Raw genomic sequence first — 16150 nt, forward strand, 5'->3', positions numbered from 1 at the left:
ACGGGACGTCGCCGATGATCACGGCGGCCACCGCCCGGCCGACCGTCTTGGGACGGCCTCCGAGGCGCACCCGCGCGGTCACCACGAGGCTTTCCGCGCGGATCCACTGTTCGTCGGCACCGGCCGCCTCGGCGAGCGCGGCCGCGCGCTCCCCGAGGACCAGAGCGAGCTCGGGCGCCCTCAGGTGCAGGGCGTCCGCCCGTTCGATCAGCCTTCCGACAGCGGACAAGGTTCCCCCGGTAACAGCCGTCCGCCCGCCCACCATGGTGGTGGGCGAGCCCGGCCGTTGACGCTTGCTGGCTTCCACGGGGAACCCCCGGCCCTCAGTCGCGGGTCAGCTTGCGATGGGTGACGCGGTGCGGACGAGCCGCCTCGGCACCGAGACGCTCGACCTTGTTCTTCTCGTAGCCCTCGAAGTTACCTTCGAACCAGAACCATTGCGAGGGGTTCTCGTCGGTGCCTTCCCAGGCGAGGATGTGCGTCGCGACCCGGTCGAGGAACCACCGGTCGTGCGAGATGACCACGGCGCAGCCGGGGAACTGCTCGAGAGCGTTCTCCAGCGAGCCCAGGGTCTCGACGTCCAGGTCGTTCGTCGGCTCGTCGAGCAGGATCAGGTTCCCGCCCTGTTTGAGGGTCAGCGCCAGGTTCAGCCGGTTGCGCTCGCCACCGGAGAGCACGCCCGCCGGCTTCTGCTGGTCCGGACCCTTGAACCCGAACGCGCTGACGTAGGCACGCGAGGGCATTTCGGTCTGCCCGACGTGGATGTAGTCCAGCTTGTCCGAAACCACCTCCCACACCGTCTTCTTCGGGTCGATCCCGCCACGGTTCTGGTCCACATAGGACAGTTTGACCGTCTCGCCGATCTTGACCACGCCGTCGTCCGGCTCCTCGAGCCCGACGATCGTCTTGAACAGGGTCGTCTTGCCGACACCGTTCGGCCCGATCACGCCGACGATGCCGTTGCGCGGCAGGTCGAAGGACAGCCCGTCGATCAGCACGCGGTCGTCGAAGCCCTTGCGCAGCTTTTCGACCTCGACGACCACGCTGCCCAGACGCGGGCCCGGCGGGATCTGGATCTCTTCGAAGTCGAGCTTGCGGTGCTTGTCCGCCTCCGCCGCCATCTCCTCGTAGCGGTCGAGGCGGGACCGCGACTTGGTCTGGCGCGCCTTGGCGTTCGACCGGACCCATTCGAGTTCGGACTTCAGCCGCTTGGCGAGCTTCGCGTCCTTCTTGCCCTGGACTTCGAGGCGCTCGCGCTTCTTCTCCAGGTACGTCGAGTAGTTGCCCTCGTAGCCGACGACGCGGCCGCGGTCGAGCTCCATGATCCACTCGGCGACGTTGTCCAGGAAGTACCGGTCGTGGGTGACGGCGAGGACTGCGCCGGCGTAGTTCGCGAGGAACTGCTCCAGCCACAGCACGCTTTCGGCGTCCAGATGGTTGGTGGGCTCGTCGAGGAGCAGCAGGTCGGGCGCGGACAGGAGCAGCTTGCACAGCGCGACCCGGCGGCGCTCACCACCGGAGAGGTGGGTGACCGGCTCTTCCGGCGGCGGGCAGCGCAGGGCGTCCATCGCCTGCTCGACCGCGGAGTCGATCTCCCACGCGTCGGCGTGGTCGAGGTCCTCCTGCAGCTTGCCCATCTCTTCCATCAGCTCGTCGCTGTAGTCGGTCGCCATGAGCTCGGCGACCTCGTTGAAGCGGTTGAGCTTGACCTTGATGTCACCAAGGCCCTCTTCGACGTTTTCGCGGACGGTCTTCTCTTCGTTGAGCTCCGGCTCCTGCATGAGGATGCCGACGCTGGCGCCAGGCTGGAGGAAGGCTTCGCCGTTGCTGGCCTGCTCGATCCCCGCCATGATCTTCAGAACGGTGGACTTACCCGCGCCGTTCGGCCCCACCACGCCGATCTTGGCGCCGGGGTAGAACGCGGTGCTGACGTCGTCGAGGATGACCTTGTCCCCGACGGTCTTGCGCACCTTCTTCATGGTGTAGATGAACTCGGCCATACAAGCGATCGTAGAGCGAGCCGATCAGGACCTTGACGGCGGTCACCACCGAACTACCCACAGTCAGCCCGATATCACTGAGGGAGCATCAGGGAGCCGAACCCACGGGTGCCTCTTCGAGCGCTTTGACCATGGGATTGCCCGGGGGCGGCGACGGTACCGGTGTCACCCGCGCCTGGTCACGGCCGGTCCTCCGGATCTCGGCCGAACAGCGCGCCAGGTTGGGGCCGAGGGAGAAGGCCTCAAGCTCAGGTAGACCCAGAGGTGCCGGGATCTCCTCCGCGGTCTCGGCGCCGCGCAGTCGTCCGGCCACGATCACCGGATCCCCCTTGCTCAAGCAGGTGAAGGCCGTCATCGCCAGTTTCCGCCAGCAGGTGACCTTGACCGCGAGCTGCCGTCCCTCGCCCCACTCGCCTCTTTCCTTGTCGTACCGGCGTTCGACACTCCGCAAGCCGAACGACACGACGTCGTGCCCGTGCACCCGTTCCGGATGATGGACCGGTTCGCTGGTCAGGTTGCCGATCATGGTCACCCACGTTTCGCCCGTCGCCATCACATTCGCCTCTCTCCTCGATCCGGGCCGTTCCCGGTTTCTCGCTTGATCCCAGACTGCCGTGGATCAAGGAGCGAGAAGGGGCGCGATCGGGATCTGTGGACAACTCCCGGCGATGTGGGCTACCTGTGGACAACTCGGGCCGAGGGCGGGAAAACGCCGGCCGGATGTGCTACGAGCCTTGGCCCGGACCCCGGCCCTGATCCGCGAGTTTCTTCAGCATCGCGTTGTAGGCGTTGAGATCCTCGTCGCCGGTGACCTCCTCGCGACGGTCCCGCCGCCGGGCTTCCCGCTCGTCCTGACGCGCCCACTGCACCAGCAGCGCGACCAGCACCAGCAGCACCGGCAGTTCGCCGGACGCCCACGCGATGCCGCCGCCGAGCCGCTGATCGGTCAGCAGGTCGGTGACCCACGGCAGCTTCAAGCCTCGATAGAAGTCCTGCCCCAGCACGGTCTGCATGCTCATCAGCGCGATACCGAAGAAGGCGTGGAAAGGCATGGCGGCGAACATCATCCCCAGCCGCCCCAGCGGCGGGATCCGGCGCGGCGCCGGATCGACGCCGATCACCGGCCAGTAGAAGACGTAGCCCGCGAGCAGGAAGTGCGCGTTCATCGCCAGATGCGCCCAGTGGTAGTTCAGCGCCGCGTCGAACAGGCCCGAGAAGTACAGGCCGTAGAAGGAACCGACGAACAGCAGCAGCGCGACCACCGGATGCGTCAGGAACCGCGAGATCGGCGAGTGCACGGCCGCGAGCAGCCATTCACGCGGTCCCGGCGGGGCTTCCTTGCCCGCCGCCGGGAGCGCGCGCAAGGCCAGCGTGACCGGTCCGCCGAGCACGAACAGCACCGGCGCCACCATGGACAGCAGCATGTGGTTGCCCATGTGCACGCTGAACATCGCGGGCGCGTACCGCCCGATACCGGACGACGTCGCGATCAACAGCACGAAACAGCCCGCCAGCCACGAAACCGTCCGGCCGGTGGCCCAGGTGTCGCCGCGGCGCTTCAGACGGCGGACACCGGCGATGTACAGCCCGGCGAGAACGATCGCGAGGGTGCCGTAGACGAGGTCGAAGCGCCAGTCCGTGAGCAGCCGGAGGACGGTCGGCGGACCGGACAGGTCGTAGCCGATCAGCAGTTCCGTCGTCGACGGCTGGGTCAGCGATTCCTGCGGCGGCGGGGTCTTCGCGAGCCCCGAGGCGATGCCGATCGTGATGAACATGATCAGCACTTCGACCGCGGCGAGCCGCAGCAACTGGCCGCCGCCGGCGCCGTCGACCAGTCCCGCGACGCCCTTCTGCCGTTGCTGGTGCCCGAAGACGCCGAGCAGCAGCAAGGCGACGATCTTCGCGACCACGAGCAGGCCGTAGTCGGTGGTGAGCAGGTCGCCGATCCGGATCCGCACCAGCGCGTTGACCAGTCCGGAGACCGCCATCACGAGCCAGCAGACCAGCGCCAGCTTGGAGAACCGCGTCGCCGCGAGCTTGAGGTTCTCGCCCCGGCGCCAGCCGAGCGCGAGCAGCGCCACCAGACCGCCGACCCACAACGCGGCGGCGACCAGGTGGTACAGCAGGCTGTTGGTCGCCAGGTCGTGCGAACCGCCGCTCGCGGAATGCCCGGTGACCGCGACCGGGATCAGGCCGCCGACGGACAGGAAGAAGACCACCGTCGTCCAGCCCCAGGTCAGGGCGAGACGGCAGCCGAGCGCGACCAGCACCGCGATCAGTGCGGTGAACAGCCATGCCTTGGGCTGCTCGATGGCGTCCACGAGGTCCATCAGCACCTGCGGCGAGAGGACCTCGGTGAACGGCCGCCCGGCGCCGTCGGCCGCGGAGAAGAAGATCGACGCGGCGGCGGCGAAGAACCAGACCCACGCGGCGACGCCCGCGACCCGGATGGCCGCGTAGCCGTCCGCCGCGAGAGTGCCGGACTTCTGCGGCGGGACGAGGAACGCGGCGAGCAGCAGCGAACCCACGCACAGCACGGACGCCGCCTCGGCCAGCACCCGGACGACGGTGATGCCGTAGCGCGTCACCAGCCCCGGATCCGGCAGGCCGGCGATGACGTAACCGGCGCCACCGGTCAGCGCGACCAGGCCGACGGCCACCACCGCGGCCAGGAGCGCCCCGATCGACACCAGCGGCAGGACACCGGCCTTCCGGGAGGGTGGGGCCGGTTTCGTCTCGGGGTCTGAAGGCACGTCACGAGGGTATGCCGGGCGCACAAGGGGCAAGATGGCGGCGTGCGGATCATCCTGCTGAGGCATGCCGAGTCGCTCGGCAACGTCGACGAGCTCGCCTACACCCGGATCCCCGACCACGCCCTCCCGCTCACCGACGTCGGCCGCGAGCAGGCCAGGCGGGCGGGTCCCGAGCTGAAGGAACTCCTCGACGGCGAGCGCCCGGCGGTGTACGTCAGCCCTTATCTGCGGACGCGGGAAACGTTGCGGCTGCTGGACATCCGGAGCGCCTGCGAGCGGATCGTGCCGGAGCCGCGGTTGCGCGAACAGGACTGGGGCAACCTGCAGGATCCGCTGGAGCAGGAGGTCCAGAAGCAGCGTCGTCACGAGTTCGGGCACTTCTTCTACCGGCTGCCCTTCGGCGAGTCCGGCGCGGACGTCGACGACCGGGTCGCGGCCTTCCTCAGCGAACTGGCGGCCTGCGGCGAAGATCACCCCGAGACCGTGCTGGTCGTCTCGCACGGCCTGACGATCCGGCTGCTGTGCCGCCGGCTCTTCGGCTGGAGCATCGAGCTGTTCGAGTCCCTGTCGAACCTGACGACCTGCGAATACCGCGTCGTCGAGTGCAAGGGCGACGAATGGACGCTGGACCGTCCGTTCCGGCAGTGGCGGGACTCACCCGACGGGGAGACTCAGGACTGAAGGCCCGAGAAGCACCACCCTGGTGCCCAGGCCCGGGGTGGACTCGATCCGCGCGAAGCCACCGATTTCCGCCATCCGCGCGATGATCGAGTTCTCGAGGCCGAAGCCCCTCCGCCGGTCGCCGACGTCGAAACCGGCGCCGTGATCCCGCACGGTCAGGGAGATCCCGCCGCCGATCTCCTCGACGCTGACGACGGCCCGCCTGGTCCCGGAGTGCTTCAGCGTGTTGCGCAAGGCTTCCCTGGCGGCGTCGTGCAGGGCCGCGGCCGTCTCCTCCGAGAGGTCCGGACCACAGTCGTCCTGGACGACGACCTCGACCCGCAGACCCTCGGCTGCCATTTCGGCGGCGAGCAGGCGCAACCGCTGATGCAGCCCGGCCGGCATCGCCGGCTCGTGTTCGAGGCTGATGCGGATGCGCATCGCCTGGGCGCGCGCGGTGCGGCGGACGCGGTCGAGGCTGGCCGCGGGGTCGAGTTCGTCGGCGGGTGCGGGGATCGCGAACGACTCCATCACCTGCAGGACGGTGTCGTGGACGTCGCGGCGGTGCCGCTCCCGTTCCGCCGCCCGGCCTTGCTGCTCCCCGAACCCGAGCGCGAACCGCATCGCCGCGCCGACGAGGCCGACGATCGCGAGCGACGCCACCAGAGCCGTGCCGAGCGTGAGGAACAGGCCGAGCGAGGAGCCCGGGGGTGTCACGAAGTCCAGGGCCACCGCTCCCCCGATGACCAGCGCACCCGCCACCGCGCCGCGCAGCAGGGTCCAGATCATCACCGTGCCCATCAGATGGGTCCAGGTGATCGACGCGATCCACTCCTCCTGCGCGACGAACGCGGCCCCGAGGGTGAGGAACACCGCGAACCCGGCGTCGGCCGCCGGCAGCCGACGCGTACTGGCGGGATCACGGTCGGACCAGCGGAAGATCCAGGCGATCTCGGCGACGTTCGGCACGAGGTGCAGGGCGGCGATCGTCCACAGCGCCGGTGACGAGCCGAAACCCGCCGCCCACAGCGCCTGGACCAGCATCACCAGCCGGAACACCACCGGGACGAGGACGAGCCTCGGCAACGTGGTCTGCACCAGCCGATCCGGGATTCCGGGGACCTGGTGACGACCGGTCAGGACCCCTACGCCGCCGCCGAGCATCAGCACCCTCACGCCGTCCTCCCCCGGATCAGCCACCCTGAAACAGCGACCTGGTCGCATTCATTTCAGTTTACGAGCAATCAGCTTGCCCGCGTCTCGGCGAGGATGTCAACGGCCGACGGGCAAGGACTCCTCCTCACGTTTCCGCGCCCGCGCGGCGGCCAGGGCCGACGGGACGATCAGCGCGGCGGTGAGGCCGACGAAGAGGAACGACACCGAAAGCGACGTCACCTGCGCGATTCCGCCGATCAGCGGCGGTCCGGCGAGGAATCCGGTGTACGCGATCGCGGTGACGAAGGCCAGTTCTCGCTCTCCTCCGGTGCCGTCGGGACGTTTGCCCGAAGCACCCGCGAGGCTCAACGCGATCGGGAAGGCCGCCGCGAGTCCGGCGCCCGCCAGCGCGAAGCCGACGAAGCCGAACACCGGCAGGCGGGCCAGCGCGGCGAGGACGAGCCCGGCCGCGGCGATCCCGGCACCCACCGCCAGCGCACGGGTCGCGCCGAACCGGTTCTGGAGCCAGGCACCCGCGAGCCGCGCGAGCGCCATGGCCAGGGCGAATCCGGAGTAGGCGAAGGCCGCCGCGCCGTCCCCGACCCCGTGGGCGGACGTCATCAGCAGCGCGGACCAATCCGAACTCGCGCCCTCCGCGATCGCCGAGAACAGCGCGATGGCGGCGAGCAGCCACAACACGGGACGCTTGATGGGCGGCGTCTTCGGCTTCTCGACGGGCTCGGTGTGCGTCGGCCGAGCGCCCGGCACGGCCGCGATGACGAACGCGAGTACGACCAGCGCGCCCAACGCGGCGACGGTCAGATGCCTGCCCGGCGACCACTGGTGCGACGCGGCGAATCCGGCGGCGACGGAGCCGGCCAGCGCGCCGAAACTGAACCCCGCGTGCAGCACCGGCATGATGGCCCGCCCATGACGGCGTTCGACCTCGACACCGGCGACGTTCATGGCGACGTCCAGCGCGCCGACGCTCGCGCCGAGTACGAACAGCGCCCCGGCCAGCAGAGGGACCGACGTCGCGAAGCCGATCATCGGCAGTGCCGCGCAGGCGACGATCGTGCTGCCCGCGACCACCGCGCGGGCGCCGTGCCGTTCGATCAGGCGACCCGACACCGATGCCGCGATCAGCATGCCGACGCTCGCCCCCAGCAGGGCGAGGCCGAACACACCCGGTGAGGCGTTCACTCGTTCCGAAAGCGCCGGCGTCCGCGGCGCCCAGGAACCGAGCGCGGCCCCGTTGAGGGCGAACACGACGAAAACGGCCGTACGGTCACGCATAAACCCCAGTCTCCTTCCGCTTCCTGTTCTCCCAGAATGACTTAAGCGCTTCAGAAAGTCCACCGGTTCCCGCACGGCCTAGACTGCACCGGTGACCAGCACGCGACGGCGAAGGCCGACGTTGGACGATGTCGCGGGCGCCGTCGGAGTGTCGCGCGCGACCGTTTCCAACGCCTACAACCGGCCCGACCAGCTGTCCGCCCAGCTTCGGGAAGAGGTGCTGCGCGCGGCCAAGAAACTCGGCTACGCCGGGCCGAACCCGACCGCCCGCAGCCTGGCCACGAGCCGCACCGGCGCGATCGCCGTCCTGCTCGACACGAATCTTTCGACGGCGTTCTCGGATCCCGCGCTGTCGGTCACCCTCGACGCGCTCACGACAGTCGTCGACCCCGAAGGCCACGCCCTCCTGCTGCTGCCCGGAGACGGCGAGAGCGGCGGCCCGCGCGCGGAGCGGATCCTGACCGCGCAAGCCGACATCGCGGTGGCGTATTCGCTGGCCGACGGCGCGCCGGCGCTGACGGCCGTCCGCGACCGGGGACTTCCGCTGGTCGTGATCGACCAGCCGCACGTCCGCGGCGCGGCGCGGATCGGGGTCGAAGACCGGGCGGGCGCGGCCGCGGCGGCCCGGCACCTGCTCGACCTCGGGCACCGGCGGATCGGGATCTTTTCCGCGCAGTGCCTCTCGGCACCTCGCGGCGGCGAACTGAGCGCGGAAGAGGCCGGGAACAGCCGGTTCCACGACACGCGCGAACGCCTGGCCGGCTACCTGGAAACCCTGGCCGAGGCCGGTGTCCCGCTGGCGGACGTGCCGATCTGGGAGGCGTCCGGGATCTCGGTCGAAGGAGCTCTCCCGAGCGCATACGGCCTACTCGACCGGCATCCGCGGCCGACCGCGCTGCTGTGCATGTCGGATCAGCTGGCGCTGGCGGCGATCTCGGCCGCACGGCACCTGGGCCTGTCCGTCCCGGGTGATCTTTCCGTCGTCGGATTCGACGATGCCCCGCCCGCGCGGTGGTCCGAACCACCGCTGACCACCGTCCGGCAGGATCTGGCGGTCAAGGGCCGGGTGGCCGGCGAACTGATACTGGGCCTGCTTCGCGGCGACAAGGCACCAGCTCCCGCCCAGATACCCGCCGAACTGGTCGTCCGAGAGTCCACCGCACCCGCCTAGGGCGTGTTTCATAAGTCTGTTCGATGGGCTTCGTGATCCAGGTGGTTCCTGGCGGTGCGGGCGGATCGCCCTCGTACCGGGTCGTACTCGGGCGCATCCGCCCGTGCCGTCAGGGGCCGCCTGGGCGCGAAGACCGCGAACCCGACTTGTGAAACACGCCCTAGCACCCCATTCCGGACCGCACAAGGCGGTCCCGGCGATATGTGGACAACCCGCCCCGATCGAGCGGCGGACAACTACTTATCCACAGAAGTAGAAATGCGGGCTGACAAAGCCTTCCCGGCGAGCCATCGTGGAATCACACATTCACCGGCGACCGGAAAGCCGCCGATTCACGGGGGAGAACCCAGCCATGCAACGACGTTTGACGAACCTGCGCGCACGCCTCCCGCACGTCCTCCTGCTGACCATGGTCGGCCTGCTGACCAGCGCCGGAGTCGCGAGCGCCGCCGCCGCACCGCCCGACCCCGCCTGCCAGAAGGGCGAGTTCTGCGTATGGGCCGACGAATCCTATGGCGGCGACGTACAGAAATTCGACCTGCGCACCTCGAATCCCGAAGAATGCATTCCCCTGCCCGAAGACTTCGACGGACATTCGTTCGTCAACCGCCTGAGCCGGGACGTCACGATCTACCAGAGTGAAGAGTGCACCACCGAGGGAGATTTCATCACCTATCCGGGTGGCGGCACCTACGTGCCCCAGGGACCGTTCGTGATCCGAGCCCTCAAGATCTGGGACTGACCACCCCCGACGGTTCGTGCCGGTCGCTCGCCGGGGAGTCGACTCGCGACCAGCACGAACCCTGGGGCCGCTCCCCCGAAGCGGCCCCCGCCCGTGAGCGCGTCACACCGCGTCGCGACGCGCTCACGGGCGTTCCAAAAAACGGTGGGCTCGACCTGAAACGATCTGGCGGTGTCGAACGATCGACAGGTTGGCGACGGCTAAGCTGCCGAAGCTGGGCGACACCCAACGTCGCCGACGTCGGCCCTCGTAGCTCAGCTGGATAGAGCAAGAGCCTTCTAATCTCTAGGTCGCAGGTTCAAGTCCTGCCGGGGGCACGCCGCCAGGGATAACCCCTGGTCACGAAAGTGATCAGGGGTTCCCTTATCTGTACGGTCCACCACCCGCCCACCGGATTCGGTGGGCGGGGCGAGCCGAGTACGGGTGGGTTCCGGACTTCCGGCCCAGTGGGCGATAGGCCGAATGCCCGCCGGATCCCTCGGCCGGGGCACAGGCGACCTCGATCACGATTCCGCAGGACTCGTACCGTCAAAGTCCACCGATATTTCTCGGCCCAGTGCCAGTAATTCACCAGGCCGCTCGGTTCACAATGGACGCCGGGCCACACCAACGCCCTGCACCCCAACGCCGGTGGCCCAGCCGGGCTTTCAAGCGCCGAGGCTCCGGAGCGCCACGAGCACCTCGTCGGTGACGCCCAGACCGGCTTCGACCTCGGTCACCTTCACCGCGACACGCCGGTGCGTCGCCCGGCCGCGGGCGCTGAGGTGGACGAGTACCCGGCGCCGGTCGGCGGCGTCGACCTCACGGTAGGCCTGCGCGGTGGTCACCAGCTTGTCGACGACCCTGGTCAGCGTCGGCCCGGTGGTCAGCGTCAGGTCGGCGAGGTCGGCCATGGCGAGGCCGCCCTTGCCGCTCAGCGCGTCCAGCACCAGCCACTGGTCCAGGGTCAGGCCCTCCTTGGCGAGCACCTGCTCCACCCTGGCCGCGACGGCGCGCGCGGCGCGGGTGAGCGAGCCGGTGAGCGACCTTCCGGCGGTCGCGACGCCGCGTGTCCCCATAACCCGTCCCCTTGCCAAAACCGGACACCGTCGCAATACTTCCAGGTGAAAGCATTTTGACCTTACCGGGCCACCGCACGGAGCGCCATGCCCCTTCGCCTCGCCACGCGGACCCGCGACGACACCTGGCGGGTGGCCATGGTGGTCCCGTTGCAGGGTCCCGCCGGGCTGTTCGGCCCCTCCTGCGAGGCGATCACCGACCTGGCCGTGCACGAACTCAACGAATCCGGCGGCATCCTCGGCAGACAGGTCGAGGCCGAGGTGGTCGACGGCGGCGGTACGCCCGCGCAAGTGGCCGACGACTTGCGCAGGCTCGTCGACAGCGGACAGGTCGACGCGGTGTCCGGCTGGCACATCTCGTCGATCCGGCACGCGCTCGCGCCGGTCGTGGCCGACAGACTGCCGTACGTGTACACGTCGCTCTACGAAGGCGGCGAGCGACGTTCGGGCATCTTCTGCACGGGCGAGACGCCGCGCTGCCAGATCGAGCCGGCGTTGCGCTGGCTGCGCGACAACCTCGGCGCCCGCCAATGGTTCGTCGTGGGTGACGACTACGTCTGGCCGCGCCGGTCGGCGCGGGCGATCCGGCAGTACGCGAAGGATCTCGATCTGCGCATCACCGGCGAGGCGTTCGTCGGACTCGGCGCGGGTGACATGTCCACAGTGGTCCGTTCCGTCGAACAGTCCACAAGCGACGGTGTACTCATGTTGCTGGTCGGGCAGGACGCGGTGCGCTTCAACCGCGCCTTCGCCGCGCAGGGACTCACCGACAGGCTCGTCCGCTTCAGCCCGCTGATGGAGGAGAACATGCTCCTGGCCAGCGGTGCGAACGCCACCGGGAACCTCTACGTCTCCGCCGCCTATTTCCGCTCCATGGTCACCGCCGACGCCATGGACCTGCTCGGCCGCTACGTCGACCGCAACGGACCCGGCGCGCCGGCGCTGAACAACGCGGCCGAATCCTGTTACGAGGGGCTGCACACGCTGGCGGAACTCGTCCGCCGTGCGGGCACACCGGAGCTGCCCGCGCTCAACGCGGCGATCGACGGTGTCGCGTACCACGGGCCGCGGGGCACGGTCGAATTCCGCGGACAGCAGGCCGACCAGCACGTCCATCTCGCGGTCGCCGACGGCTACGACTTCGAAGTCCTCACCCGGCTCTAGGACCGGCGCTCTTGACGGGCGCCGGCGCACCACATACTTTCATCTGGAATTATTTCATGTGACGCGTAATACGCGGAGGTGAGCATGGGCAATGTGGGCCTGCTCTACGTCGGCGCCGCCTTGATGATCAACGGCCTGATGTTGCTCGGCCGGATACCACCCCGTTCGGCGGCGGTGCTGAACCTGTTCGTGGGCGCACTGCAGTGCGTCACCCCGACCGTGCTGATCGTCCAGGCTGGCGGGAACCCGGACGCGATCCTCGCGGCGTCGGGGCTGTACCTGTTCGGTTTCACGTACCTGTACGTCGGCATCGCGAACCTCGCCGGCCTGCAGCCCGAGGGCATCGGCTGGTTCTCGCTCTTCGTGGCGGGCACGGCCGTGGTGTACGCGGGAATCGCGTTCTGGCGCGACGACGATCCCGTGTTCGGCGTCATCTGGCTGTCCTGGGCGCTGCTGTGGACGTTGTTCTTCCTGGTGCTCGGCCTCGGTATGGAGCGGCTGACTCGGTTCACCGGCTGGACGGTCCTGTTGCTCAGCCAGCCGACCTGCACGGTTCCCGCCTTCCTCGGCTTGACCGGCGCCTACCGCAGCGATGGCGGCACCGCGCTGCTGGCCGCCGCGATCGCCGTCGCGCTGATCGCGACGGCACTGGTGCTCCAGAAAACCCCTTCGGAGATAAGGAGTCCTCATGCGACACGGTGACATTTCCGCCAGCCCGGACACGGTCGGCGTAGCGGTGGTCAACTACAAGATGCCGCGGCTGCACACCAAGGCCGAAGTCCTCGACAACGCCCGCAAGATCGCCGAAATGGTGGTGGGCATGAAATCCGGCCTGCCCGGCATGGACCTCGTGGTGTTCCCGGAGTACTCGACCCAGGGAATCATGTACGACCCGAAGGAGATGTACGAGATCGCGGCCACGATTCCGGGCGAGGAAACGGAAATCTTCGCCGCCGCCTGCCGCGAGGCGCAGACGTGGGGCGTCTTCTCCATCACCGGCGAGCGGCACGAAGACCACCCGAACAAGCCGCCGTACAACACCCTCGTGCTCATCAACGACCGGGGCGAGATCGTCCAGAAGTACCGGAAGATCCTTCCGTGGTGCCCGATCGAGGGCTGGTACCCCGGCGACGAGACCTACGTCAGCGACGGCCCCAAGGGGATGAAGATCTCCCTGATCATCTGCGACGACGGGAACTACCCGGAGATCTGGCGCGACTGCGCGATGAAGGGCGCCGAACTGATCGTGCGCTGCCAGGGCTACATGTACCCGGCCAAGGAACAGCAGGTACTGATGGCCAAGGCGATGGCGTGGGCCAACAACTGTTACGTGGCGGTCGCGAACGCCGCCGGTTTCGACGGCGTCTACTCCTACTTCGGCCACTCCGCGATCATCGGCTTCGACGGCCGCACGCTCGGCGAGACCGGCGAAGAGGAGTACGGGATCCAGTACGCGCAGCTTTCGGTGTCGGCGATCCGCGACGCGCGCACCTACGACCAGTCGCAGAACCACATCTTCAAGTTGCTGCACCGGGGTTACACCGGCGTGCAGGACGCGGAGGAGGGCGACAAGGGCGTCGCGGACTGCCCGTTCGACTTCTACAAGCTCTGGGTCACCGACGCCAAGAAGGCGCAGGAGAACGTCGAAGCGCTCACCCGGGACACCATCACTCCTCCGCACCCATGATGAGGACGGTCAGCCGGACACCCCGTGACGTGTGGAGGAAACTCAGCACCAGCGGGACGAGTACGAGGGCGATATAGGTCCACAAGGGCCAGTGGTACAGGTGGGTCAGGTGCCACGTCTCCTTGAGGGCGATGAAGAAGGCGCCCGCGCACACGATGAACCAGCCTTTGGCCTTGTTGGCGAAGGTGGTCATGGTGCGCCGCTGGCCGGCCGTGAGCGTCTTCATGAACTCGCGCTGCACCTTCTTCCGGCGACGGCGTTCCTTGATGACGGCCACCGGCGGCACCAGCCACCACCAGCTCGACGTGGGGGTGCCGCCGGTGGGACGGCGCGACTGGACCGAGCGCAGGTCTTCGAATCGCTCGCTCTCCTCGCGGAGTTCTAGGGCGCCCTGGTACATGGGCCCGGCGACCAGGAGCCAGCCACCGAGGAAGGCGGACCAGGCGACGACGTACTCGATGTGGATCACCCCTCCCTGGATCACCGCACGCCGTGATCCTTCAGCGGCAGCGTATCGGCCCTAGGATCGGCGGGATGGACAGGATCGACAGCGGCAGCCGGGTGATCGCCGCACCGCCCTTGACCGTCTACAACGCACTCCTCGACCGGGAGTCCCTCGAAGCCTGGCTGCCACCAGAAGGCATGCGCGGCCGGATCGAGCACTGGGACCCGAGGCCCGGCGGCGGATTCCGGATGACCCTCACCTACCTCGACGCAGCCGGCGCTCCCGGCAAGAGTTCGGACGCGACGGACGTCGTCGAGGTAGGGTTCGCCGACCTCGTCCTAGCGGAACGCGTGGTGCAGCAGGCCGTCTTCGAGTCCGAGGACCCGGCTTTCGCGGGCACCATGACGATGACCTGGGACCTCGTTGCCACCGGTGACGGCACCGAAGTGACCGTCACCGCGACGGACGTGCCGTCCGGCATCGGCCAGGCGGATCACGAGGCCGGGATCGCGTCCTCACTGGCCAATTTGGCGTCCTTCGTCGAAGCGAGCTGACGTCCGGACGCGGTGGCGATCGCGGCGAGGACGGCCATCACCAGTGGCACGACCAGTGCCGCCCGGAATCCGCCGAGCGCGGCTTCAGGCGTGTCACTTGTCCCGGCGGCGCTGACGGCGGTCACCGCCGAAAGCCCGAGCGCGGCTCCGAACTGGAAGGATGTGTACAGCAGGCCGCCCGCCAGTCCCTGCTCGTCCTCGGCGATGCCGTCGGTGGCGACGATCGTCAGCGGTCCGTAGGCGAGCGCGAACCCGAGGCCCAGAAGGATCATCGACGGGAACATCGCCGCGTATGTCCAGTCCAGGCCCAGCGGCAGGAAGAGCGCGTACGCCACGATGGCGAGCAGGAGACCGCCGAAGATCACCCGTATATTGCCGAATCTCGCCACCAGCCGAGGGGTCAGCGTCGGTGCGAGGATCGCGTCGATCCCGGTCGCCAGCAGCGCCAGGCTCGTCTCGAGTGTCGACCATCCCCGGAGTTCTTGCAGGTACAGCGTGACGAGGAACTGGAAGCCGAAGAACGAGCCGGCGTAGAGCAGCGCACTGACGTTGGCCCGCACCAGCTGCCCCGACCTCAGGATGCCGAGCCGCACCAGCGGCGCGGGCGAGCGGCGTTCGATGGCCACGAAAGCCGCCAGCGCGGCCACTCCACCGGTGAAGGACGCGACCGTCCAGCCCCAGTCCTTTCCGGGGTGTTCCAACCGCACCACCGCGTACGCGATCAGCAGCATGGCGGCGGTCACCGTGACCGCACCGGCGAAATCGGCGCGCCGGGGAGGGCGTTCCCGGGCAGGCGGCTCCTTGATGAGCCACAGCGCGGCGGCCAGGATGACCGCGGACAGCATCACCGGGGTGAAGAACACCCAGCGCCAGTCGATTCTGGTCAGCAGCCCGCCGATGACCAGGCCGAGCGAAAAGCCGCCCGCCGCCGTACCGGCGTAGAACAACAGCGCTTTGGTGCGGTTCGGGCCTTCTTCGAAGCTCGTGGTGATGATCGACAGGCCCGCCGGGGTCATGAAGGCCGCCGCGACGCCGCTGACGAACCGGGCCAGCAACAGCATCCAGCCCTCGGTGGCGAACCCGCCGAGCCCGGAGAACACGAGGAACACCACCAGCCAGGTCAGGAACATGCGGCGGCGGCCGTACATGTCGGCGGCACGCCCGCCCAGCAGCATGAACCCGCCGTAACCGAGCACGTAGGCGCTCACCACGCCGCTCAGCGTCGCGGTCGACAGGCCGAGTTCGGCCCGGATGGACGGTAACGCCACGTTCAGCATCGCGACGTCGATCCCCTCCAGGAAGATGGCGCCGCACAGCACCAGGAGCACGCCCCAGGCCCGGCCGCCCATCTTGTCGGCGGCGCGCGGCGGCGTTTGCGTGATGGTCAAGGTCGCTCTCCCTCAGTGAAAACGGAACCGACGGTTACTCATCAGCCGGTCGGTTCCCTCTTGTAACCAAGGGGATC

Annotated in this window: 15 protein-coding genes, 1 tRNA gene and 1 pseudogene; 8 read left to right on the forward strand and 9 right to left on the reverse strand. The window is 68.6% G+C overall.

The genetic code is table 11. The features are described from left to right. The 4 genes and pseudogenes from H5J31_RS30855 to H5J31_RS30870 all read right to left on the reverse strand — a co-directional run. Positions 1–307: pseudogene (locus H5J31_RS30855) on the reverse strand (hypothetical protein); the annotation flags it as partial. A gap of 16 nt (positions 308–323) precedes the next feature. Then, the gene (gene ettA / locus H5J31_RS30860) at positions 324–2000 is read right to left on the reverse strand and encodes an energy-dependent translational throttle protein EttA (RefSeq protein ID WP_181776188.1); all 1677 of its coding nucleotides are present in this window, start codon (positions 1998–2000) and stop codon (positions 324–326) included. A gap of 88 nt (positions 2001–2088) precedes the next feature. Continuing rightward, positions 2089–2553, reverse strand: coding sequence for a single-stranded DNA-binding protein (locus H5J31_RS30865; protein ID WP_181776189.1), 465 nt, complete (start codon positions 2551–2553; stop codon positions 2089–2091). Positions 2554–2725: 172 nt separating this feature from the next. Then, on the reverse strand, positions 2726–4753 hold the full coding sequence (locus tag H5J31_RS30870) for a cytochrome c oxidase assembly protein (RefSeq protein WP_181776190.1): 2028 nt from the start codon (positions 4751–4753) through the stop codon (positions 2726–2728). Positions 4754–4795: 42 nt separating this feature from the next. Here H5J31_RS30870 and H5J31_RS30875 point away from each other — a divergent pair, with 42 nt between their 5' ends. After that, positions 4796–5434 (forward strand): histidine phosphatase family protein, encoded by a 639-nt coding sequence (locus tag H5J31_RS30875; RefSeq protein WP_181776191.1) that lies wholly within the window; start codon positions 4796–4798, stop codon positions 5432–5434. Here H5J31_RS30875 and H5J31_RS30880 read toward each other — a convergent pair. Together H5J31_RS30880 and H5J31_RS30885 are read right to left on the reverse strand one after the other, a co-directional pair. Then, positions 5408–6583 (reverse strand): sensor histidine kinase, encoded by a 1176-nt coding sequence (locus tag H5J31_RS30880; protein ID WP_407925075.1) that lies wholly within the window; start codon positions 6581–6583, stop codon positions 5408–5410. The two genes, H5J31_RS30875 and H5J31_RS30880, sit on opposite strands and share 27 nt — an antisense overlap. Positions 6584–6685: 102 nt before the next feature. Next, complete coding sequence (locus H5J31_RS30885; RefSeq protein WP_181776192.1) at positions 6686–7864, reverse strand: MFS transporter; 1179 nt, start codon at positions 7862–7864, stop codon at positions 6686–6688. A gap of 121 nt (positions 7865–7985) precedes the next feature. Between H5J31_RS30885 and H5J31_RS30890 the strand changes: the two genes are divergently transcribed. From H5J31_RS30890 to H5J31_RS30900, 3 genes are all read left to right on the forward strand, one after another. Next, positions 7986–9035 carry a LacI family DNA-binding transcriptional regulator gene (locus H5J31_RS30890; RefSeq protein ID WP_181776221.1) on the forward strand — a complete coding sequence of 350 codons (1050 nt, stop codon included), beginning with the start codon at positions 7986–7988 and terminating at the stop codon, positions 9033–9035. A gap of 352 nt (positions 9036–9387) precedes the next feature. After that, positions 9388–9777 carry a peptidase inhibitor family I36 protein gene (locus H5J31_RS30895; protein ID WP_181776193.1) on the forward strand — a complete coding sequence of 130 codons (390 nt, stop codon included), beginning with the start codon at positions 9388–9390 and terminating at the stop codon, positions 9775–9777. 243 nt (positions 9778–10020) lie between these two features. Further along, positions 10021–10094 (forward strand) — tRNA-Arg (locus H5J31_RS30900). 330 nt (positions 10095–10424) lie between these two features. Here H5J31_RS30900 and H5J31_RS30905 read toward each other — a convergent pair. Continuing rightward, positions 10425–10835: a MarR family transcriptional regulator gene (locus H5J31_RS30905; protein ID WP_181776194.1), complete on the reverse strand. Its 411-nt coding sequence runs from the start codon at positions 10833–10835 to the stop codon at positions 10425–10427. Positions 10836–10922: 87 nt separating this feature from the next. Between H5J31_RS30905 and H5J31_RS30910 the strand changes: the two genes are divergently transcribed. From H5J31_RS30910 to H5J31_RS30920, 3 genes are all read left to right on the forward strand, one after another. Beyond that, entirely contained in the window at positions 10923–11999 is a 1077-nt protein-coding gene (locus H5J31_RS30910) for a substrate-binding domain-containing protein (protein ID WP_268881006.1), read from the forward strand. An 84-nt stretch (positions 12000–12083) separates the two neighbouring features. After that, complete coding sequence (locus H5J31_RS30915; protein ID WP_181776195.1) at positions 12084–12701, forward strand: AmiS/UreI family transporter; 618 nt, start codon at positions 12084–12086, stop codon at positions 12699–12701. After that, on the forward strand, positions 12688–13686 hold the full coding sequence (locus tag H5J31_RS30920) for an aliphatic amidase (RefSeq protein WP_181776196.1): 999 nt from the start codon (positions 12688–12690) through the stop codon (positions 13684–13686). Before H5J31_RS30915 ends, H5J31_RS30920 begins: the two co-directional genes overlap by 14 nt. Here H5J31_RS30920 and H5J31_RS30925 read toward each other — a convergent pair. After that, entirely contained in the window at positions 13667–14170 is a 504-nt protein-coding gene (locus H5J31_RS30925; protein WP_328701658.1) for a hypothetical protein, read from the reverse strand. The genes H5J31_RS30920 and H5J31_RS30925 overlap by 20 nt on opposite strands. Positions 14171–14220: 50 nt before the next feature. Between H5J31_RS30925 and H5J31_RS30930 the strand changes: the two genes are divergently transcribed. After that, entirely contained in the window at positions 14221–14685 is a 465-nt protein-coding gene (locus H5J31_RS30930) for an SRPBCC family protein (RefSeq protein WP_181776197.1), read from the forward strand. On the opposite strand, the gene H5J31_RS30935 is transcribed toward H5J31_RS30930, so the two are convergent. Then, on the reverse strand, positions 14625–16034 hold the full coding sequence (locus H5J31_RS30935; RefSeq protein ID WP_181776224.1) for an MFS transporter: 1410 nt from the start codon (positions 16032–16034) through the stop codon (positions 14625–14627). The two genes, H5J31_RS30930 and H5J31_RS30935, sit on opposite strands and share 61 nt — an antisense overlap. Positions 16035–16150: the final 116 nt, after the last annotated feature.

The sequence above is a fragment of the Amycolatopsis pittospori genome, assembly GCF_013870525.1.
Classification (GTDB): domain Bacteria; phylum Actinomycetota; class Actinomycetes; order Mycobacteriales; family Pseudonocardiaceae; genus Amycolatopsis; species Amycolatopsis pittospori.